The 19,691-nt window shown below is 73.0% G+C and carries 22 protein-coding genes and 2 pseudogenes; 19 read left to right on the top strand and 5 right to left on the bottom strand.

Translation table 11 applies throughout. The features are described 5' to 3' along the window. Positions 1–70 precede the first annotated feature (70 nt). Complete coding sequence (gene rpsA / locus ACQ86J_RS15100) at positions 71–1,789, top strand: 30S ribosomal protein S1 (RefSeq protein WP_431271742.1); 1,719 nt, start codon at positions 71–73, stop codon at positions 1,787–1,789. Between the two features lie 87 nt (positions 1,790–1,876). On the opposite strand, the gene ACQ86J_RS15095 is transcribed toward rpsA, so the two are convergent. Continuing rightward, complete coding sequence (locus tag ACQ86J_RS15095) at positions 1,877–2,437, bottom strand: hypothetical protein (RefSeq protein ID WP_431271741.1); 561 nt, start codon at positions 2,435–2,437, stop codon at positions 1,877–1,879. A gap of 95 nt (positions 2,438–2,532) precedes the next feature. Then, positions 2,533–2,898, bottom strand: coding sequence for a hypothetical protein (locus ACQ86J_RS15090; RefSeq protein ID WP_431271740.1), 366 nt, complete (start codon positions 2,896–2,898; stop codon positions 2,533–2,535). 183 nt (positions 2,899–3,081) lie between these two features. On the opposite strand from ACQ86J_RS15090, the gene sppA reads away from it, so the two are divergent. From sppA to ACQ86J_RS15040, 10 genes and pseudogenes are all read left to right on the top strand, one after another. Next, on the top strand, positions 3,082–3,993 hold the full coding sequence (sppA, locus tag ACQ86J_RS15085; RefSeq protein WP_431271739.1) for a signal peptide peptidase SppA: 912 nt from the start codon (positions 3,082–3,084) through the stop codon (positions 3,991–3,993). A 47-nt stretch (positions 3,994–4,040) separates the two neighbouring features. Next, positions 4,041–4,367 carry an integration host factor subunit beta gene (ihfB, locus tag ACQ86J_RS15080; RefSeq protein ID WP_431271738.1) on the top strand — a complete coding sequence of 109 codons (327 nt, stop codon included), beginning with the start codon at positions 4,041–4,043 and terminating at the stop codon, positions 4,365–4,367. Positions 4,368–4,468: 101 nt separating this feature from the next. Then, on the top strand, positions 4,469–4,810 hold the full coding sequence (locus tag ACQ86J_RS15075; RefSeq protein ID WP_431271737.1) for a lipopolysaccharide assembly protein LapA domain-containing protein: 342 nt from the start codon (positions 4,469–4,471) through the stop codon (positions 4,808–4,810). A gap of 7 nt (positions 4,811–4,817) precedes the next feature. Beyond that, positions 4,818–5,528 (top strand): orotidine-5'-phosphate decarboxylase, encoded by a 711-nt coding sequence (gene pyrF, locus ACQ86J_RS15070; RefSeq protein WP_431272414.1) that lies wholly within the window; start codon positions 4,818–4,820, stop codon positions 5,526–5,528. After that, complete coding sequence (locus ACQ86J_RS15065; RefSeq protein ID WP_431271736.1) at positions 5,525–6,160, top strand: phosphoribosylanthranilate isomerase; 636 nt, start codon at positions 5,525–5,527, stop codon at positions 6,158–6,160. The genes pyrF and ACQ86J_RS15065 overlap by 4 nt, the downstream gene beginning before the upstream one ends. Positions 6,161–6,218: 58 nt before the next feature. Then, a complete protein-coding gene (locus tag ACQ86J_RS15060) occupies positions 6,219–6,395 on the top strand; it encodes a hypothetical protein (protein ID WP_431271735.1) in 177 nt (58 codons plus the stop codon). Further along, positions 6,389–7,456, top strand: a complete 1,068-nt coding sequence (locus ACQ86J_RS15055) for a tryptophan synthase subunit beta (RefSeq protein ID WP_431272413.1) — start codon at positions 6,389–6,391, stop codon at positions 7,454–7,456. Before ACQ86J_RS15060 ends, ACQ86J_RS15055 begins: the two co-directional genes overlap by 7 nt. Positions 7,457–7,524: 68 nt before the next feature. Beyond that, entirely contained in the window at positions 7,525–8,367 is an 843-nt protein-coding gene (gene trpA, locus ACQ86J_RS15050) for a tryptophan synthase subunit alpha (RefSeq protein ID WP_431271734.1), read from the top strand. 72 nt (positions 8,368–8,439) lie between these two features. After that, positions 8,440–9,383: pseudogene (accD, locus tag ACQ86J_RS15045) on the top strand (acetyl-CoA carboxylase, carboxyltransferase subunit beta). A gap of 7 nt (positions 9,384–9,390) precedes the next feature. After that, a complete protein-coding gene (locus ACQ86J_RS15040; protein WP_431271733.1) occupies positions 9,391–10,674 on the top strand; it encodes a bifunctional folylpolyglutamate synthase/dihydrofolate synthase in 1,284 nt (427 codons plus the stop codon). Between the two features lie 306 nt (positions 10,675–10,980). Here ACQ86J_RS15040 and ACQ86J_RS15035 read toward each other — a convergent pair whose 3' ends face one another. After that, complete coding sequence (locus ACQ86J_RS15035; RefSeq protein ID WP_431271732.1) at positions 10,981–11,244, bottom strand: zinc-ribbon domain-containing protein; 264 nt, start codon at positions 11,242–11,244, stop codon at positions 10,981–10,983. A gap of 100 nt (positions 11,245–11,344) precedes the next feature. Between ACQ86J_RS15035 and ACQ86J_RS15030 the strand changes: the two genes are divergently transcribed. The 4 genes and pseudogenes from ACQ86J_RS15030 to ACQ86J_RS15015 all read left to right on the top strand — a co-directional run bounded on the left by ACQ86J_RS15030 (position 11,345) and on the right by ACQ86J_RS15015 (position 14,356). After that, a complete protein-coding gene (locus ACQ86J_RS15030) occupies positions 11,345–12,007 on the top strand; it encodes a cell division ATP-binding protein FtsE (protein WP_431271731.1) in 663 nt (220 codons plus the stop codon). Positions 12,008–12,010: 3 nt separating this feature from the next. Beyond that, positions 12,011–12,973: a cell division protein FtsX gene (locus tag ACQ86J_RS15025; protein WP_431271730.1), complete on the top strand. Its 963-nt coding sequence runs from the start codon at positions 12,011–12,013 to the stop codon at positions 12,971–12,973. Beyond that, positions 12,970–13,455, top strand: a pseudogene (locus ACQ86J_RS15020) (YdcF family protein); the annotation flags it as partial. The gene ACQ86J_RS15025 and the pseudogene ACQ86J_RS15020, both read left to right, overlap by 4 nt. Before the next feature lie 118 nt (positions 13,456–13,573). After that, the gene (locus ACQ86J_RS15015) at positions 13,574–14,356 is read left to right on the top strand and encodes a lysophospholipid acyltransferase family protein (protein ID WP_431271729.1); all 783 of its coding nucleotides are present in this window, start codon (positions 13,574–13,576) and stop codon (positions 14,354–14,356) included. A gap of 237 nt (positions 14,357–14,593) precedes the next feature. Here the strand turns inward: ACQ86J_RS15015 and ACQ86J_RS15010 are convergent, their stop codons facing one another. After that, complete coding sequence (locus ACQ86J_RS15010) at positions 14,594–15,169, bottom strand: gamma-glutamylcyclotransferase (RefSeq protein ID WP_431271728.1); 576 nt, start codon at positions 15,167–15,169, stop codon at positions 14,594–14,596. 83 nt (positions 15,170–15,252) lie between these two features. Here ACQ86J_RS15010 and ACQ86J_RS15005 point away from each other — a divergent pair, with 83 nt between their 5' ends. Further along, positions 15,253–16,095 (top strand): DUF2125 domain-containing protein, encoded by an 843-nt coding sequence (locus tag ACQ86J_RS15005; protein ID WP_431271727.1) that lies wholly within the window; start codon positions 15,253–15,255, stop codon positions 16,093–16,095. Further along, positions 16,053–16,409 (top strand): DUF2125 domain-containing protein, encoded by a 357-nt coding sequence (locus ACQ86J_RS15000; protein ID WP_431271726.1) that lies wholly within the window; start codon positions 16,053–16,055, stop codon positions 16,407–16,409. The genes ACQ86J_RS15005 and ACQ86J_RS15000 overlap by 43 nt, the downstream gene beginning before the upstream one ends. Before the next feature lie 263 nt (positions 16,410–16,672). Here the strand turns inward: ACQ86J_RS15000 and ACQ86J_RS14995 are convergent, their stop codons facing one another. After that, complete coding sequence (locus tag ACQ86J_RS14995) at positions 16,673–18,052, bottom strand: FG-GAP-like repeat-containing protein (protein ID WP_431271725.1); 1,380 nt, start codon at positions 18,050–18,052, stop codon at positions 16,673–16,675. Between the two features lie 336 nt (positions 18,053–18,388). Between ACQ86J_RS14995 and ACQ86J_RS14990 the strand changes: the two genes are divergently transcribed. Continuing rightward, positions 18,389–18,664 (top strand): hypothetical protein, encoded by a 276-nt coding sequence (locus tag ACQ86J_RS14990; protein ID WP_431271724.1) that lies wholly within the window; start codon positions 18,389–18,391, stop codon positions 18,662–18,664. Continuing rightward, positions 18,604–19,629: an MFS transporter gene (locus ACQ86J_RS14985; protein ID WP_431271723.1), complete on the top strand. Its 1,026-nt coding sequence runs from the start codon at positions 18,604–18,606 to the stop codon at positions 19,627–19,629. Before ACQ86J_RS14990 ends, ACQ86J_RS14985 begins: the two co-directional genes overlap by 61 nt. Positions 19,630–19,691: the final 62 nt, after the last annotated feature.

The raw sequence follows: 19,691 nt of genomic DNA, 5'->3' as shown, positions 1-19,691 counted from the left end.
GCTCTGGGACCGCGGCGGGGGCGCAGGGCGCTTGCCTGCATCCGCAGGCTTCCCGGGAATACACCGCTACATGGCAACCGCCACCAGCCCCGCATTTGACGCGGGGACCGAAGATTTCGCCGCACTGCTCGACGCCACGCTGGGCCCCGATACCGGCTTCGCCGGCTCGGTCGTGTCCGGCCGCGTGCTGCGGATCGATGACGATTACGCCGTCGTCGATGTCGGGCTGAAGAGCGAGGGGCGGGTGCCCCTCAAGGAATTCGCACCCCAGGGCGCCAAGCCCGAGGTGCAGGTCGGCGATGTCGTGGAGCTCTTCGTCGAGCGCTACGAGGACCGCGACGGCGCCATCGTCCTGTCGCGCGAGAAGGCGCGGCGCGAGGAGGCCTGGACCAACCTCGAGAAGGCCTACCAGGCGCAGCAGCGCGTCAACGGCGTGATCTTCGGCCGGGTCAAGGGCGGCTTCACCGTCGACCTCGGCGGCGCCGTGGCCTTCCTGCCGGGCAGCCAGGTCGATATCCGCCCGGTGCGCGACGTCGGGCCGCTGATGGGCAGCCCGCAGCCCTTCCAGATCCTCAAGATGGACCGTGCCCGCGGCAACATCGTGGTCAGCCGCCGCGCTGTCCTCGAGGAGACCCGTGCGGAGCAGCGCTCCGAGCTGATCCAGGGCCTGAAGGAAGGCATGATCCTCGACGGCGTGGTCAAGAACATCACCGACTACGGTGCGTTCGTCGACCTCGGCGGCGTCGATGGCCTGCTGCACGTCACGGACATCGCCTGGCGCCGGATCAACCACCCGAGCGAGGCCCTGACCATCGGCCAGCCGGTGAAGGTCCAGGTCATCCGCTTCAACTCCGAGACCCAGCGCATCAGCCTCGGCATGAAGCAGCTGATGTCGGATCCGTGGGACGGCGTGGCGATCAAGTACCCGGTCAACGCCAAGTTCTCCGGCCGCGTCACCAACATCACCGACTACGGCGCCTTCGTGGAGCTGGAGCCGGGGGTCGAGGGCCTGGTCCACGTCTCCGAGATGAGCTGGACCAAGAAGAACGTCCATCCGGGCAAGATCGTCGCCACCTCCCAGGAAGTGGACGTGATGATCCTCGACGTGGACGAGCCGAAGCGCCGCATCTCGCTCGGCCTGAAGCAGGCCCAGGGCAACCCCTGGGAGGTCTTCCTCGAGGCGCATCCGCCTGGCACCGAGGTCGAGGGCGAGATCCGCAACATCACGGGATTCGGCCTGTTCATCGGGATCGGCCCGGACATCGACGGCATGGTCCACATGTCCGACATCTCCTGGGACGAGCCGGGCGAAGCGGCGATGACCAAGTACGAGAAGGGCCAGACCGTCAAGGCGAAGGTCCTCGACGTCGATGTCGAGAAGGAGCGCATCTCGCTCGGCATCAAGCAGCTCCAGGCCGACCCGGCCGCCGAGGTGCTGGACCGCGTCCGCAAGGGCGACATCATCACCACGATCGTCACCGCCGTGCAGGCGAACGGCATCGAGGTGAAGGTCGAGGACGTGCTGACCGGCTTCATCCGCCGCGCCGAGCTCGCCCGTGACCGTGGCGACCAGCGCCCCGACAAGTTCGCCGTGGGCGAGAAGGTCGATGCCAAGGTCGTTGCCGTGGACCGCGCGGCACGCCGGCTCTCCCTGACCATCAAGGGCAAGGAAGTCGACGAGGAGCGCGAGGCGATGAAGGAGTTCGGCTCGACCGACTCCGGTGCGTCGCTGGGCGACATCCTGGGCGCGGCGATCCGCCGCCGCCGCGAGATGGCGGGCGAGGAGTGATCCTTACCGGCTGACGCCGGGCCCTACGGGGCCCGGCCGAGGGAACGGGGGCGGGCCGCGAGGTCCGCCCCCTTTTCGTGGATGCGCTCAGTAGGCCGGCGCCGGACGGCGCGGATTGGCCGGCACCATGGTCTGGGTGGAGGGCGCGCCGGCGCCGGGGCGTTGGATGGTGCCATCCGTGCGGATGCCGCCGAGATTGCCGCCGGCCCCGCCGGTGCCGCCTGTCGGCGCACGTTCGATCCCGCCGACGCTCGGGCTCACGCCGGTCACCGCGGGGTTCTGCATGCCCCGGCCGGTGTCCGACTGCATGTTCTGCAGCTGTTGCTGGCGCAGCTGGTACTCGACCGTGCCGGGCGTGAGGGCAATGGGTGTCGTTGTCTTCGCCGGCTCGCAGCCGGCGAGGAGGAGCACGGCAAGGGCGAGGCCCCCGCTGCTGCGCGCAATCGCGCCTGTGGTCGGCATGTCCTGGCCTTCCCTGCCCTGCGCCGGGATGGAACCCCGGACGAAGGTGGAATGCCGCAGGGCGGGCTTCGTGGCAGGCGTCCGGGCGCGTGCCCTCCCGCGATCCGCCCCGGCCGCCGGGCAACAAAAAAGCCCAGGGAAATCCCTGGGCTCCTTCAGGCCTGAGCTACGCAGCATGGCGGCCACCTTATGGCGCTCCGCCAGGCCCCGGCGCATCATCCGGTGGCGCGGCCCTGCGCGCGGCTGCTCGCGCCGCGGGCGACCGCGCCCCCGGGAGGCGCTCAGTTCGTGGTCGGCTGCGGCCGGCGCGGGTTGTTCGGCACCGTGCCCTGGGTCGCCGGCGCGCCGCCCGGACGGACGATGGTGCCGTCGCTGCGAATGCCGCCCACCTGGCCGCCGACGGAGCCGGCGCCGCCGGTGGTCGAGCGCTCGATACCAGCCGCGCCGGGGCTGACATTGGTCACGCCCGGGTTCTGCATGGCGCGGCTCGGGTCGGACTGGACGTTCTGCAGCTGCTGCTGGCGGAGCTGGTACTCGACCGTGCCCGGGGTCAGGCTGATCGGCGAGGGCGCCGGCGGCGTAGCCTCACAACCAGCGACCAGCAGGGTGACGAGGGCGAGGCCCCCGAGGGTACGCTTAAACGACATCTCTCTCACCTTTTCCGCTAGAGCGCTGTTTCCATTGCCCGTACCGGCACGCTAGCGAAAGGCCATTGCGTACGCAACCGAGATAGCCCGGCGCACCGTGTCTATTCTGCCACTGTTGCACGAATGCCAAGCCCTGGTCCATGGCCCTCCCGGACCCAACATGCCGGGCAACCGGAGCGCAGCATGGCCCTCGAGACCGATCTCCTGATTGACCGCCGCCGCCTGAAGCGGCGGCTCGCCCTCTGGCGCGGCGCCGCCGTGCTGCTGCTGCTGGCCGGCGTGCTGGCGGCCGGCCTGCAGCGGCTCGACGCGCCCTTCGGCCGCGGCCATGTCATGCGGCTGCCGGTCGAGGGCTTCATCGCCGACGACCGCAAGCTGGCCGAGGCGATCGACCGGCTGGCGAAGGACGACACCGCGAAGGCGCTCATCGTCTCGATCGACAGTCCCGGCGGCAGCGTCGGCGGCGGGGAGATGCTGCATGCCGCCCTGCTGCGGCTGCGGGACAAGAAGCCGGTGGTCGCCGTGATGCGCGGCACCGCCGCCTCGGCCGGCTACATGACCGCGGTGGCGGCGGAGCGGATCTGGGCGCGGGAATCGACCGTGACCGGGTCGATCGGCGTGCTGCTGCAGACCTTCGACGGCTCGAAGCTGCTCGGCCGGCTCGGCCTGCGCACCGATGCCATCATCTCCGGCCCGCTGAAGAACCAGCCGAGCCCCTTCCAGCCGATGTCGCCCGAGGGGCGGGCGGCGCTGCAGGGGGTGATTGGCGACATGTACGACCAGTTCGTCGGCATGGTGGTGGCCGGCCGCAAGCTGCCGGAGGCGAAGGTGCGGGCCCTGGCGGATGGCCGGGTCTTCACCGGCCGGCAGGCACTGGCCGAGGGCCTGATCGACGCGATCGGCGGGGAGCGCGAGGCGCGGGCCTGGCTGGCCGCCGAGCGGCAGGTGCCGGAGGACCTGCCGGTGCGCGACCTGGAGATCCGCGGCACGGCCGAGAGGCTGCTGGGCGCTACCTGGAACGGTGCGATGAAAACCCTTGTTTCAGAATGGCTTGGCGTTGACGGCCCGCGCCTGCTCTGGCAGCCTTCCCGCTGAGGCCGGCCCTTTGGGCCGGGCGCGGCGAGCTTTCGGGACCAGCGGCGATGACCAAGAGCGAGTTGATCGCGCATCTAGCGGCGGAGAACCCGCATCTGCGGCAGCCCGATATCGAGCTGATCGTGGCGACGATCTTCGACGAGATCACCGCCGCCCTCGCGCGCGGCGACCGGGTGGAGCTGCGCGGCTTCGGCGCCTTCTCCGCCAAGAAGCGCGATGCCCGCACCGGCCGCAACCCGCGCACCGGGGAGGCGGTGCCGGTCGCCGGCAAGGCGGTGCCCTATTTCAAGCCGGGCAAGGAACTGCGCGAGCGGGTGAACGGCGGCGAGCCACAGGCCCCGGCGCGCACCGGGCGGGCGCGGGTCGAGGCCTGAGCCCCCGACCAACTCTGCGTCGGTCGCCGCTGCCGGGCATTCCCCTGGGCGTCGCCCGGTTGTAGTCCATTCGCCCTGCCCTTGCCGACGGAAGGCCCCCGATGCGCTGGATCCTGCTGCTGCCCCTGCTCGTCCTGCTGGTGCTGTTCGGCCTGTCGAACTGGGAGGAGGTGTCGCTGCATCTCTGGCCCTTCGACTTGGCCTGGGTGGTGCCGCTGTCGGTCGCGGTGCTCGGGATCGGCGCGCTCTGCTTCCTGTTCGGCGCCCTGGTCGCCTGGATGGCCGGCCTGCCGCACCGCCGCCGCGCCCGGCGGATGGAGGAGGCGGCCCGGGTGATGGAGGCCGAGCTGTCCGAGCACCGCGCCGCCGCCGCGCGCCGCGTCGGCCCGGTGCCGCCGCCGGCCGGGGCCAGCCTGGTGCCAATGCGCCGCACCGCGGCCTGATCGCGTGCTGGCCCGCCCCACCCATGCCGCCGCCCGGCTGATCCCGGCGATCGACACCGCCGACCCGGTCCGGGCCGCGGCGCTGGCCGGGCTGCTGGCGCCCCGTTGCGGCGCGCTGAAGCTGGGGCTGGGATTGTTCACCGCCGAGGGCCCGGCGGCGATGCGGGCGATGACGGAACGGGCTCCGGTCTTCCTCGACCTCAAGCTGCACGACATCCCCAACACCGTGGCGGGCGCGGTGCGATCGCTGCTGCCGCTGCGGCCGGCGATGCTGACGCTGCATGCCGCGGGCGGGCCTGCCATGGTCGCCGCCGCGCGCGAGGCGGCGGAGGCGGCCGGCGCGGCGAGGCCGCTCCTCCTGGCGGTGACGGTGCTGACCAGCATGGATGCCGCGACGCTCGCCGAGACCGGCGTCTCCGGCGGCCCGGTGCAGCAGGTGCTGCGCCTCGCCCGGCTGGCGCTCGCGGCCGGCGCCGACGGGCTGGTCTGCTCGCCGCAGGAAGTCTCCCGCATCCGCGACGCCTTCGGCGAGGCGCCGCTGCTGGTGGTGCCGGGCGTCCGCCCGGCCGGCAGCGCCATGGGCGACCAGGCCCGCACCGCGACCCCGGCCGAGGCGGTGGGCGCCGGGGCCGACTGGATCGTGGTGGGCCGCCCCATCACCGGCGCGGCCGACCCGGCGGCGGCGGCGCAGGCGATCGCGGAAAGCCTGCCGGCGTGACGCTGGTCAAGATCTGCGGGGTGAAGGACGCGGCGGGCTTCGATGCCACGGTCGCGGCGCGGGCCGACATGGTCGGCTTCGTCTTCTACCCGGCCTCGCCGCGCGCGGTGACCCCGGCGGAGGCGGCCGCGCTGTCCGGCCGGGCGGCGGGCGGGCCGGAGCGCGTCGGGCTCTTCGTCGACCCGGAGGATGCGCTGCTGGAGGCCGTGCTGGCTGCCCTGCCGCTCGACCTCGTCCAGCTGCACGGGGAGGAGACGCCGGCCCGCGCCGCCGAGATAAGGGCGCGCTTCGGCCGGCCGGTGATGAAGGCGCTGGGCGTGGCGGAGCCCACGGACCTGGCGCGGCTGGCCGACTACGCCCCCGCGGTCGACCGCTTCCTGCTGGACGCCAAGCCGATGCCGGGCGCGGCGCTGCCGGGCGGCAATGCCACCGCCTTCGACTGGCGGCTGGTGGCGGGCGCCGCCATCCCGCGCCCCTGGCTGCTGGCCGGCGGGCTGACGCCGGACAATGTGGCGGAAGCCCTGCGGCAATCCGGCGCGCCGGGCGTCGACGTGTCCTCGGGCGTCGAGCAGGCGCGGGGGGTGAAGGACCCGGCCCGCATCGCCAAGTTCGTGGCCGCCGCGCGGGGCTGAGCGACTTTCGTCCCCGGCTGGCCTGCTCTATGACCAGCGCAAGATGCGGGGACCGCCAGTGAACAAGCCTCTGCCCAATACCTTCCGCCAGGGCCCGGATGGCCGCGGCCGCTTCGGCCAGTTCGGCGGCCGCTTCGTCGCCGAGACGCTGATGCCGCTGATCCTCGAGGTCGAGAAGGCCTATGAGGCGGCCAAGCGCGACCCGCATTCGACGCGGAATGGCGGCACCTGCTGACCCATTATGTCGGCCGCCCCAGTCCGCTCTGGTATGCGGGCCGGCTGACCGAGCACCTGCGGAAGGATGCGCCGGCGGACAAGGGCGCCAAGGTCTATTTCAAGCGCGACGAGCTGAACCACACCGGCGCGCACAAGATCAACGCCGTGCTCGGCCAGATCCTGCTGGCCAAGCGGATGGGCAAGACCCGCATCATCGCCGAGACCGGCGCCGGCCAGCACGGCGTGGCGACGGCGACCGCCTGCGCGCTCTTCGACCTGCCCTGCACCGTCTTCATGGGCGCGACCGACGTGGAGCGGCAGCAGCCTAACGTATTCCGCATGAAGCTGCTCGGCGCCGAGGTCCGCCCCGTGACCGCCGGCGCCGGCACGCTGAAGGACGCGATGAACGAGGCGCTGCGCTACTGGGTCGGCAATGTCGACGATACCTACTACTGCATCGGCACCGTCGCCGGCCCGCACCCCTATCCGCAGATGGTGCGCGACTTCCAGAGCGTGATCGGCACCGAGGCAAAGGCGCAGATGCAGGAGGCCGAGGGCCGCCTGCCGGACGCGCTGGTCGCGGCGATCGGCGGCGGGTCGAACGCCATGGGCCTGTTCTACCCTTCCTCGACGACCCCTCGGTCGAGATGTTCGGCGTCGAGGCCGCCGGCCGCGGCCTGCACACCGAGGAGCACGCCGCGAGCCTCGAGAAGGGCCGCCCCGGCGTGCTGCACGGCAACCGCATGTACCTGCTGCAGGACGCGGACGGCCAGGTGCAGGAGGCGCATTCGATCAGCGCGGGTCTCGACTATCCCGGCGTCGGGCCGGAGCATTCCTGGCTGCACGAAGCTCGGCCGCGTGCAGTATGTGGGCGCGACGGATGACGAGGCGCTGGCCGCCTTCCAGCTCTGCTCGAAGCTCGAGGGCATCATCCCGGCGCTGGAGCCGGCGCATGCCCTGGCCGAGGTGATCAAGCGGGCGCCGACCATGCCGCGCGAGAGCATCCTCCTGATGAATCTCTGCGGCCGCGGCGACAAGGACATCTTCACCGTGGCCCGCCATCTGGGAGTCGAGATGTGACCGCGTCGGATCGCGGAGCACCGCAGCGTCGCGCCGAAGGCGCGCGGGACGACAGCGAGGAGCGGAGCGTGAATCCGACCCCTGGCGCAGCCAAATCGCGCATCGCTGCGCGGTTTGCCGCACTCAAGACCGAGGGCCGCGGGGCCCTCGTCACCTACCTGCAGGCCTACGACCCCGACCCGGCGACCTCGCTGGCGATCCTGCGCGGCCTCCCCGGCGCTGGGGCAGATGTCGTCGAGATCGGCGTGCCCTTCACCGACCCGATGGCCGACGGCCCGTCGATCCAGCAGGCGGCGCTGCGGGCGCTGAAGGCGGGGGCGACGCTGTCCCGCGTCCTCGCCATGGTGCGCGACTTCCGCAAGCAGGACGACGCCACGCCGATTGTGCTGATGGGCTACTACAACCCCGTCCTGTCCTACGGCGTCGAGCGCTTCTGCACCGATGCCGCGGCCTCCGGCGTCGACGGCCTGATCATCGTCGACGTTCCGCCGGAGGAGGCGGACGAGGTGGAGCCGAGCGCGCAGGCGCATGGGCTCGACCTGATCCGGCTGATCGCGCCGACGACGGACGAGGCGCGGCTGCCGCGGGTGCTCGCGGCGACCTCGGGCTTCGTCTACTACGTCTCGATCGCCGGCATCACCGGGACCAAGAGCGCGAGCAGCGCCAGCTTGGAGCAGGCGATCCCGCGTATCCGCCGGCACACCGACCTGCCGGTCTGCATCGGCTTCGGCATCCGCACGCCGCAGCAGGCCGCCGAAGCGGCGCGGCTGGCCGATGGCGCGGTGGTCGGGACGGCGCTGGTCGACACGCTAGCCGCCAGCCTCGACGAGGAGGGCCGGGCGCGGCCGGAGACGGTGCGGCAGGTGCTGGACCAGGTGCGCGGGCTGGCGGAGGCGATCCGGGCGGGCTAGGCCGCCTGCCACGCGACCCTTGCATCCTGGGGCCTGCCGCGCCTACTGCGGCGCCGTTGCCATGAGGACCCGATGAACTGGATCAGCGAATGGGCGCTGCCGAAGATCAAGACGCTCTTCGGCGCGCCGCGCGAGGTGCCGGAGAACCTCTGGCACAAATGCTCGGCCTGCGAGCAGATGATCTTCCACCGCGACCTCGAGCGGAACCTGCATGTCTGCCCGCATTGCGGCCACCACATGCGGGTCGGCGCCCGGCAGCGGCTGGACTACACGCTGGATGAGGGCTGGCAGCGGATCGAGCTGCCCAAGGCCCCGGCCGACCCCTCCGCTTCCGCGACCAGCGCCGCTATGGCGAGCGCCTGCGCGAGGCCCAGATCAAGGCGGGGCAGGAGGATGCCGTGGTGGTCGCCCACGGCGCCATCGAGGGCAACCGCGTGGTCGCCGCGGTCTTCGAGTTCAGCTTCATGGGCGGCTCCATGGGCGCCGGGGTCGGGGAGGCGCTGGTCACCGCCGCCCGCCTCGCCGTGCTGCAGGACAGCCCGCTGATCGTCTTCACCGCCTCGGGCGGCGCCCGCATGCAGGAAGGCGCCATCAGCCTGATGCAGATGCCGCGCACCGTCATCGCCACCCGCATGGTGAAGGAGGCAGGGCTGCCCTTCATCGTGGTGCTGGCCGACCCGACGACCGGCGGCGTCACCGCCAGCTTCGCCATGCTGGGCGACATCCAGATCGCCGAGCCCGGCGCCATGATCGGCTTCGCCGGCGCCCGCGTTATCGAGCAGACGGTGCGGGAGAAGCTGCCCGAGGGCTTCCAGCGCGCCGAATACCTGCTGGAGCACGGCATCCTCGACATGGTGGTGAAGCGCGGCGAGATGCGCGCGACGCTAGCCCGGCTAATCGGCTTGCTGCGCCTGCCGGAATGCCTGCCCGAGGAACCCGCGGCCGAGCCGATGAGCCTGGCGCCGCTACCCCTGGCCGCCCCCGCCGAGCCGGAAGGCGCCGGCCCGGCCGAGTGAGGCTGCCGTGAGCCGTTCGGAAGCCATCCTTGACCGGTTGCACGCGCTGCATCCGGTGCTGATCGACCTCAGCCTCGGCCGGCTGCAGCGGCTGCTGGCGGCGCTCGGGCACCCCGAGCGCGCCCTGCCGCCGGTGGTCCATGTCGCCGGCACCAACGGCAAGGGCAGTACCTGCGCCTTCCTCCGCGCGATCGCCGAGGCCGCGGGGCAGCGGGTCCATGTCTTCACCTCCCCGCATCTGGTCCGCTTCCACGAGAGGATCCGCCTGGCCGGCCGGCTGGTGGAGGAGGAGGCGCTGGCCGCCGCGCTGGAGGAGGTGGAGGCGGTGAATGCCGGCGCCCCGATCACCGTCTTCGAGGTGATCGCGGCCGTCGCCTTCCTGCTGTTCAGCCGCAGCCCGGCCGACCTGCTAGTGCTGGAAGTCGGGCTGGGCGGGCGGTTCGACGCGACCAATGTCATCGACCGCCCCGTGGCGACGGCGATCACCTCGGTCTCCATGGACCACATGGATTTCCTCGGCGACACGCTGGCGAAGATCGCCGGCGAGAAGGCCGGCATCCTGAAGCCCGGCATGCCCTGCGCCACCGGGGCGCAGGACCCCGCGGCCTTCGCGGTGATCGCCGCCGAGGCCGCCGCGCTCGGCGCCCCGCTGCTGGCCCGCGGCGATGCCTGGATGATCGAGGAGACCGCGGGCGGGCTGCGCTACGCGGATGCCGCCGGCGCGCTCGACCTGCCGCCGCCCGGGCTGATCGGGCCGCACCAGGCCGACAATGCCGGCATCGCCATCGCCGCGCTGCGCGCCTGGTCGCCGCCCTGGCTGACCGATGCGGCGATCGCCGCCGGCATCGCCGCCGCCGAATGGCCGGGCCGGCTGCAGCGGCTGCGCGGCGCGCTCGCGGCCACCCTGCCCACGGAGTGGGAGCTCTGGCTGGATGGCGGCCATAATGCCGGCGGCGGCTTGGCCCTCGCGGCCCAGGCCGCCCGCTGGGCCGACCGGCCGCTGCACCTCGTCGTCGGGATGAAGGGCGGCAAGGCGGTGGTCGACTTCCTGCGGCCGTTGCTGCCGCATGCGGCGACGCTCTGGGCGGTGGCGGAGCCGGGCCAGCACCTGGCGACGCCGGTCGAGCGCATCGTCGAGGCGAGCGGCGGCCTGGCCCGGCCGGGGCCGACGGTCGCCGCGGCGCTGGCGGCCATCCCGCGGCAGGGGCCGCCTGCCCGGGTGCTGGTCTGCGGCAGCCTCTATCTGGCCGGCGAGGTGCTGAAGGCGGATGGCGACGCGCCGGCCCGGTGACCGGCCGGAGCTGCAGCGATCTGCCTTCGGATCCGGACGCGGCATCGCCCTGGCGTGGCCTTGCCGAGGCGGCTTCGCGCGCCCCGGCCTGCACGCCCATCCGCGATCCGCGTCAGCCCTGGGAGGTGGTCCCGAACATGAGGTAGAGCCGCGCCGCGGGCGGCCAGGCCTCGGCGATCTCGGCGCGGAACAGCCACAGCGCCGCGCCCATCCCCAGCACCGCGAGCACCGAGGCCGCCCAGGCCAGGCGCAGAGCGGGGCCGTCCTGGCCGGCTCCCGCCGGCGGCCGCGGCAGCGGCGGGTCGATCAGCTGCGGCGCCCGGCGGGCGCCGGCGGCAGGCCCGGCGGGACGGCGAGGGGCGGCGCATCCGACAGCGGCCCGGGATCGGGCAAGGCCGGTGGGGCGGGTGGCGGCACGGGGAGGGCGGCCGGCGGCGACTCGGGCGCGCCGCCCTCCGGCTCCACTCGCCAGCCATGCCCGCAGGTCTTGCAGCGCAGGCTGCGGCCGCTGCCGATCAGCCGGTCCGGAACCTCGTAGGCGGCCGCGCAGGCCGGGCAAATGATCCGCATCGTTGTGGCAATGTGACGGTCGCCCCCTTCCGCCGCAAGCGCCCCGGCGCCCCGCGGCATCAACCCTTGGCGCTGCCCCCGCATCGTCATTGTCCGCGCCATGGTGCGTTTCCGGGATGTTGGGCTGCGGTACGGCGATACGGGGCCGGAGGTCCTGCGCGACCTCGATTTCGTACTGGAGCCCGGGACCTTCCACTGGCTGCTGGGACCATCCGGCGCCGGCAAGTCCTCCCTGCTGCGGTTGATGCACTTGGCGGCGCGGCCGAGCCGGGGAGAGGTGGAGGTGCTGGGCATCCCGCTGTCCCGCGCGCGGCGCGGTGCGCTGCCGGCGCTGCGTCGGCGGATCGGCGTGGTCTACCAGGATTTCCGCCTGCTGCCGCACCTGTCGGTCTTCGACAACGTGTCGCTGCCGCTGCGCGTGGCCGGGCGGGCGGCAGCGCAGAGCCGCGCCGACGTGACCGAGATCCTCCGCTGGGCCGGGCTGCATGCCAAGGCCGATGCGGCGCCGGCGGCGCTCTCGGGTGGCGAGCAGCAGCGGGTGGCGATTGCCCGTGCCGTGGTGATGCGCCCGGCCCTGCTGGTGGCGGACGAGCCGACCGGCAACCTCGACGTGCCGCAGGCCCGCCGGGTGCTGTCGCTGCTGCAGGAGATGCACCGCATGGGCACCACGGTGGTGGTGGCGACGCATGCCGAGGGGCTGGTGGCGGAATACCCGGCGCCGGCCCTGCGCCTGGCCGAGGGGCGGCTGGTCTCGCATGACTGAACCATGCCGCTGGCCGGAGCGCCGGATGGCGCGGCGGACCAGATCGGCTCGCCGGCGCAGCGCGCCCGCGGCATGGCGATGAAGCTGCGCCGCAGCCGCGGCCGCGATCCGCTCGGGCTGCGCCGTGTCCTGTCGGACCGGCTGCTGCCGGCGCTGGTCGCCGCCATGGCGCTGCTGGCGGCGCTGACCCTGGCCGGGGCGCGGGGTGCGGCCGACCTGGTGGCCCGCTGGGAAGGCGGGGCGGCGACCGCGCTGACGGTGCAACTGCCGCATGGCGCCCGCACCGACCGGCCGCTGGCGGCGCTGGCCGCATTGCCGGAGATCGCCGAGGCCCGTCTGGCCGACCCGGCCCGGCTGGCGGCGCTGCTGCGGCCCTGGCTGGGCGAGGCGCCCGCGCTGCCCCTTCCGGTGGTGATCGAGCTGCGCCTGGCCCGCCTGCCGGCCGATGCCACTGCGCTCGGTGCCCGCATCGCTGCCGCGGTGCCGGGGGCGGTGGTCGAGGCGCATGGCGTCTGGGTCGCTCGGCTGCTGGCCCTGGCCCGCAGCCTGGAAGCGGTGGCGCTGGCGGCGCTGCTGCTGGTCGCCGGGATCGCCACGGCCGTGGTCGCGGTGGCGGTGCGGGCCGGCATCGCGGCGCGGCGGGAGGCGATCGCCATCCTGCATGCGCTGGGCGCCACGGATGGCGACATCGCCGGCCGCTTCGCCCAGCGCGTCGCGCTGCTGGTCGGGCTCGGGGCGCTTGCCGGGACCCTGGTGGCGGCGCCGGTGCTCGCCGGCTTCGCCGACCTCGCGGCGCCGCTGCTGGGCGGGCCGGCGGCGGTCGCGCCGGCCGGCCCGCCCTGGTGGGACCTGCCCTGGCACAGCCTGCCCTGGGCCGAGCTCGCCCTGCTGCCGCCGGCAGCGGCGCTGATCGGGTGGCTGACCGCGCAGGTCACGCTGCGGCGCTGGCTGCGGCGGCTGCCATGACGCGCCGCCGGCTGGCGCTGCTGCTGCTGCCGGTGTTGCCCGGGCTGCTGCTGGCGCTCGGCTTCGTCCGTTTCCTGGCGCTGAGCGCGGCCGGCCCGGTCGAGCCGGAGCGGCCGACCGACGGCATCGCCGTGCTGACCGGCGGGGCGGAGCGCGTCGAGACCGGCCTCAGGCTGCTGCGGGAGGGCCGGGCGCGGGTGCTGCTGGTCTCCGGCGCGCATCGCGCCGTGACCCTGGCGGATGTGGCGCATCTGGCCGCCATGGGGCCGGAGGACCTGGCGGGCCGAGTCGCGCTGGGGCATGCGGCGGCGACGACGCGCGGCAATGCGGCGGAGATCGCGGCCTGGGCGCGGGCGGAGCATCTGCGCTCGATCCGCGTGGTCACCGCAGGTTACCACATGCCGCGGGCGCTGCTGGAGCTGCGCCGCGCCCTGCCGGAGGTGACGCTGCTGCCGCATCCGATGCTGCCGGCGACGCTGCGCGATGCGGGGGCGGCCGGGCGGCTGCGGACCTGGTCCCTGCTGGTGCGCGAATACCTGAAATACCTCGCGGTGCGGGCCGGGCTGTCCGGCCAGGCGCCTGGGCCCTGGATGCGAGATCATGACCTGGCTGCGTTCGCTGCTGTTCAACCTGGCCTTCTGGCTGCTGACGCTGATCCTGGGGCTGATCAGCCTGCCGCTGCTGCTCGGACCGCGGCAATGGCTGATCCCGCTGATGCGCTTCTATGCCTGGATGAATGTCGGGCTGCTGCGGGCGGTCTGCGGCATCCGGCTGCAGGTGGAGGGGCGGGAGCACCTGCCCACCGGCGGAGGCGCCATCATTGCCTCCAAGCACCAGTCGGCCTTCGACACCTTCATCTGGTTCGGCCTGTTGCCGGATGTCACCTATGTCCTGAAGAAGGAGCTGCTCTGGGTGCCGGTCTGGGGCTGGTTCGCGCGGAAGACCCGGCAGATCGCGGTGGACCGGGCGGCCGGGCCCAGCGCGGTGCGGCACCTGGCCAAGGCCGGCAAGCTGGCGGCGGCCGATGGCCGGCAGATCGTGATATTCCCCGAGGGCACGCGGGTCGCGCCGGGGGTGCAAGGGGTGATCCAGCCCGGCATCTCGGCCCTGGCGGCGGCTACTGGCCTGCCGGTCGTGCCGGTGGCGACCGATAGCGGCGCCTGCTGGGGACGCCGCGCCTTCCGCAAGCGGCCGGGCACGATCCATATCCTGGTGCGGCCGGCCCTGCCGGCCGGCCTGCCGCGGGCCGAGCTGCTCGCCCGGCTTGCGGCGGCGATCGAGCCGGGGACGCCACACCCGGTGACGAGGGCGGGGATGGAGGCGGGTGCGGAGCAAGCTGTGGATAAGCCGGTGGAAAGCGTCGCGGCGAGGCTTCGCCGCTGACTCCAGCAAGCCGGCGCAAGTGGCTGCAATCGGCCGGTTTTTTCGGTCCCAACCAAGACGTAGGACAGTTGTCCACAGCGCATTGTCAGTCTAACTAACTGAAAAACACGGATATTTGCCGCGAGGGACGCGGCAGGGCCGGCATGGGTTCCGGCCGCCGGCAACCCTTGCGGGACCTGGGGAAAGCCCTTGCCCAGGCATTGTGGACAATCCGTCCGGACCGCGACACAAACTCCGTCAGCCGGCGTCCGGTGGCGTCCCCGGCGCCGCGGGCAGCAGCGCGGCGATCCGATCGAGCCCGGCATCCCGTACCCCCATCGCCCGAAGATGGGCCACCGTGTTCAGCAGGTAGTCGCGGTTCGCCCCGGCCTGGCCGATGCCGCGGGCGATCGCCCGGGCCGCTTCCTCGGCCGCCGGGCGGCAGTAATGCGCGCTGCCGCGTTCCGCCACATAGGCCACCGTGCGGACCGTCCTTCCGCTGTCCAGCAGCCGCACCGGCAGCAGGCGGCGGGCATAGACCACCTCGTCGCCGATATTCTCCCGCGCATCCAGGTAGTCGAGCACCGCCGCCGCTTCCCGGCCCGGCACGCTGAAGGCGACGCCGCGGCAGGCGCCGCCGCGGTCGAGTCCGAGGACGAGGCCCGGCGCCTCCGGCGAGCCGCGGTAGATGCGGCTCCAGATGCAGAAGCGGCGGTGGAAGCCGCGCAGCAGGGCGGGATGCGCCGCGGCATGGGCGAAGCCGGGCCGCCAGATCAGCGAGCCATAGCCGAAGACATAGAGCTGGCCATCCGGGTCGAGCGATCGGCTGGGCATGCGGGTCGGGCGGTCTCCGGGCTGGCCTCGCGGGCGGGGGTGTCTCGCCGCCGGCGGCTGCGGGGCGTATATCGGCCGGCGGAATGGCCCTCAACCCACCCTCTCGCCCGACCCGGCCGCGGCCCCGCCCGGGCCGGCTGCTGCTGCGCGGCCTGCTCGGCTTCGGCCTGCTGGCGGCGCTGCTGGCGGCCGGGCATGCGCTGCTCTGGCGCTGGATGGGCAGCCAGCTCGAGGCCGGGTTCCAGGACTGGGCGGCGCAGCGCCGGGCGCAGGGCTGGCGGGTGGAGCATGCGGCGCCGCTGCGCGGCGGCTGGCCGCTGGCGGCGACGCTGACCCTGCCGCGCTTCCGGCTGGAAGGCGGCGGCGCCACCCTGCCGGGCGGCATGGACTGGCAGGCGGAGGCGCTGGTGCTGCGGCTGGCGCCGCCGCGGCTCGACCGGCTGGTGGTGGCGATGCCGGGGCGGCACCGGCTGCGGCTCGGTGCGATGGAGCTGCCCTTCGCTGCCGACCGGCTGGCGGCGACCCTGCCGCTGGAAGCCGGGGTGCTGCCGAGGGAGGCGCGGCTGGACGCCGAGCGGCTGCGGCTCGGCACCCCCGCCGGTGCGGTCGAGGCGCGCCACGCCCTGCTCGAGGTCGAGACGCGGATGACCGCGATCGAGGGCGAGCCGGCGGTGGCGCTGCGGGTCGCCGCCTCCGACCTGCTGCTGCCGCCGGACCAGGCGGGCGGCCTCGGCGCCGGCGGTGGCCGTACTGGGGCGCGGGGTGGCGGAAGCGGCGCTGGACCTGGCGCTGGGCGGCCCGGTGCCGCCCGGCCGCGGCCCGGCGGCCAAGGCGGAGGCCTGGCGCGAGGGGTGGCGGGACGCTGGAGCTGCGCGGGCTGCAATTGCGCTGGGGGCCGCTGGCCGCGAGCGGCACGGCGACGTTGACGCTGGACGAGGGCCTGCAGCCGATGGGCGCGGGGACCTTGCGGGTGGCCGGGGCGGGGGAGGCGCTGCAGGCCGCGGCGCAGGCCGGGCTGCTGACCCGGCAGGCGGCGGCGACCGGCCGCACCGTGCTGCGGCTGCTGAGCCGGACGCCGGCGGCGGGCGGCCCGGCCGAGCTGGAAGTGCCGCTGACGCTCGAGGACCGGGTGCTAACGGCGGCGCGGATGCGGCTGGCGCAGCTGCCGGCCTGGTCCTGGCCGGCGCCGCCCGAGCTGCCGGACGTGGCGCAGGACCCTTCGCTGCCGGGGCGGGACTGATACCGGCCGCCGGCGGGCAGCGGCGCGGTCGCTGGCCGTCCCCGGAGCAGATCCAGGCGTCCGAGCGTTCACCTTCTTCAGCCATCCGCCCCGGAATGGCTTCCGTTCGCCATGGCGCACGGCAACCACTCCAGCATCCTGATCCTGCAGGCATCTTCGCCCGGTCAGGTGATTTCACCTAGCCGGGATCTGCGCCAGCCGGCCGGGGCGCAGGCCGGTCGATCGGACCCCAGGCTCGGTCGGCAGGGGATGCCCGCTTCGGGTCAGACCGTCTGCCAGTCGTTCGAGACGTCGGCGAGGTGGCCGACCGAGACGATGTCGAGCCCGTCCATGGTCCAGACCTCGAGCGCGGTCGTGGCACTCCCGGCGATGGGGACGTGCCGCATGACGATATCCGACTTGCCGTCGCCATCATGGTCGGCGATGCCCGCGGCCACCCAGTCGGGGCCGGGATTGTAGTAGAGGGTCCGGGAGGCCTTCACCGCCATGCCTTCCATCTCCCAGACCGAGAGGCGGCCGTCGTCGTTGCGCCAGAGGATGTCCGAATAGCCGTCGGCGTTGAAGTCGCCGGTCCCGACGACTGACCAATGGGCGTCGATCCAGGAGATGGTATCGCCGTGCAGGTAGCTGCCGCCGTTCATTTCCCAGATCGAGACATAGCCGTTGGCGGCACGCCAGAGCAGGTCGGAACTGCCATCGCCATTGAAGTCGCCGATGCCGACCACCTGCCAGCCGGTCTCGGCCTTGGGGATGTCCATGGCGGCGACGAAGCTCTGGCCATCCGCCGAGAGCTTCACCAGCGAGAGGTCGGCATAGGGGTTGCCGAGGGCGTCCGACACGGTCCGCGCCAGCAGGATCTCGGCGCGCCCATCGGCGTCGAAGTCTCCGGTGCCGAAGACCTTCCAATCCGTGCCGGCCAGCCAGGACACTACCGTGGCGCCGTGCAGGAAGGTGTTGCCGTCCATGGTCCAGACCGAGACGTCGCCGGTCGCCTGGTTCTGCCAGAGCACGTCCGACTTCAGGTCGCCGTTGAAGTCGGCGCTGCCGACCATCCGCCAGTCGCGGGATACGGAGCCGAAGGTGTCGCCGCTGACGAAATTCGCCCCGTTGACCGCCCAGCGGGAGGCCAGCGTGTAGTCGGTGCCGGCGTAGCTCGCCGCCGCATTCTCGAAGTAGATCTCGAAGGGGCCGGGCACCACCTTGGTGATCGGCGTCAGCACGCTGTCGACGCGGACCTGTACCTCCTCAATCTGCGTGAAGGTGAGGTGCAGGGCGTCGCTGGTGAAGGTCGCGTCCGGATTGGCGGCGTCATGGGTCATGAAGTGGTCGAGTTGCGAGAGGCCCGCCCGGATCGCCGGCATGCGGTACTGTGCCGCGGTCATCTGGACGACGAGCATGTCATTGCCGCCGCCGCCGAAGACCGTATTGAATTCCAAGGGGTTGGGCCAGACGAAGAACTTGTCGTTGCCGAGCCCGCCATAAAGCGTGTTGTATCCGTCGCTACCCACCAGCCGGTCGGGGCCGGCCCCGCCGATCAGCGTGTCGTCGCCGCCGAAGCCACGGAGCACCACGGTGTCGTGCGAGGTATAGGCGCTGCCGTCCAGCAGGTTCGGACCGTCATCGCCAATCAGGTAGACTTGCATGCGTACTCTCCGGGAGATTCTTCGGCAGGCAGGGCCCAGGCGCGAGCGATGCTGGGTCAGCAAAGGTAAATCAAGTTGGTTCGGTAAAACCATTAGGTAGAGAAGCTCGGAGACACATACCAAGTTTTGAGTTGATGCATCAAAGGAATTTGTTCGCTTCAGGCAAAGCTGCAACTAGAGGTGGTGTTTTCGTCTTCTGGTTGTGTCTGGTGACTGGCATTTCCCTGCGGCGCTGGCCTGGGCAGGGCGCCGTTGGCATGGCTTGATGCCCTCCGACCGAGGGACGGCGTGATGCAGGCAGCGGGCGGGACTGGCGGCGGCGAGCCAGGAATCCCCATGGGGAGCCGGCCCGTCGTGGACCGGGCGGTGGACGGCAGGGCCGCCTGGATCACCGCCATTGCCGCCACCGCCATCCTCTCGGTCTCCTTCGGCGCGCCGCAGCTGCTCGTCGTCGCGCTGGTGCCTATCGCCGAGGATCTGGGCGCGGTGCGGGCGGTCCCTCGCTCGCCGCCTCGGCGGCCTATTTCGGCGCCGGGCTGGGCGGCATCGGCATGGGCTGGATCGCCGGGCGCAGCTCGGCCCGGCTCACCAGCCTGCTCGGCGGAGCAATGATCGCCGCTGGCTGCGCCCTGGCCGCCGGGGGCGCCGCTTGGCAGCTCGTGCTCGGCTACGGGCTGCTGGTCGGGTTGCTCGGCAACGGGGCGCTCTACGCGCCGCTGATGACGCATGTCTCGCACTGGTTCGACCGCAGGCGGGGCACCGCGATCGCCCTGGTCTCCTCCGGCCAGTATGTCGCCGGCGCGCTCTGGCCGAGCCTCTTCGAGCGGGCGGTGGCCGGCTTCGGCTGGCAGCGGACCATGCTGGGTTACGGGCTGCTGACGGCCGTGGTGATCATGCCGATCGCCGCCTGGCTGCGGCCGCCGCCCGCCCTGCCGGCCGCGGGCAGCGCGGCGGCGGGGCCGCCGGCGGGCAGGCGGGTGCTCGGCCTGCCGGCCAATGCCGCGCTGCTGCTGCTTGCGGTCGCCTCCTTCCTCTGCTGCATCCCGATGGCGATGCCGGCGGCGCATCTGGTCGCCTTCTGCGGCGATCTCGGCATCGCCGCGCGGCAGGGAGCGCTGATGCTGTCCCTGCTGCTCGCCATGGCCTTCCTGGCGCGGCAGGCCTGGGGCTGGGTGGCGGACCGGATCGGCGGGCTGAATACGGCGCTGGCCGGCAACCTTTTCCAGGCCGCAGGCATGGTGGCGTTCCTGGCAACGCAGGACGAGGCCGGGCTGTTCCTGGTGGCGGGGCTCTTCGGCCTCGGCTTCAGCGGGATCGTCCCGGCCTATGTACTGGCAGTGCGGGAGCTGTTCCCGGCCGCCGAGGCCGCCTGGCGGGTGCCGTGCCTGCTCTTCCTCAGCCTGTCGGGCATGGCGGCCGGAGCCTGGCTGGCCGGCTTCCTGTATGACGGCTTCGGCAGCTATGCGGTGGCCTGGCGGGTCGGCATCGCCGCCAACTTGGCGGCGCTGGCAATCCTCGCCGCGCTGGCGCTGCGCCAACGCGGCGGCCCTCGGGCGGCGCTCGGCATGGTGGGCTGAAGGCGGCCGCTTCCCCTGGCGCCGGGGCCAGCGTGATTGGCTCCGCTGCGGCATACGGCCTA

Origin of the sequence: Dankookia sp. P2, assembly GCF_050632255.1 — a bacterium.
Lineage (GTDB): Bacteria > Pseudomonadota > Alphaproteobacteria > Acetobacterales > Acetobacteraceae > Paracraurococcus.
This window is presented reverse-complemented; position numbering and strand designations above follow the sequence as displayed.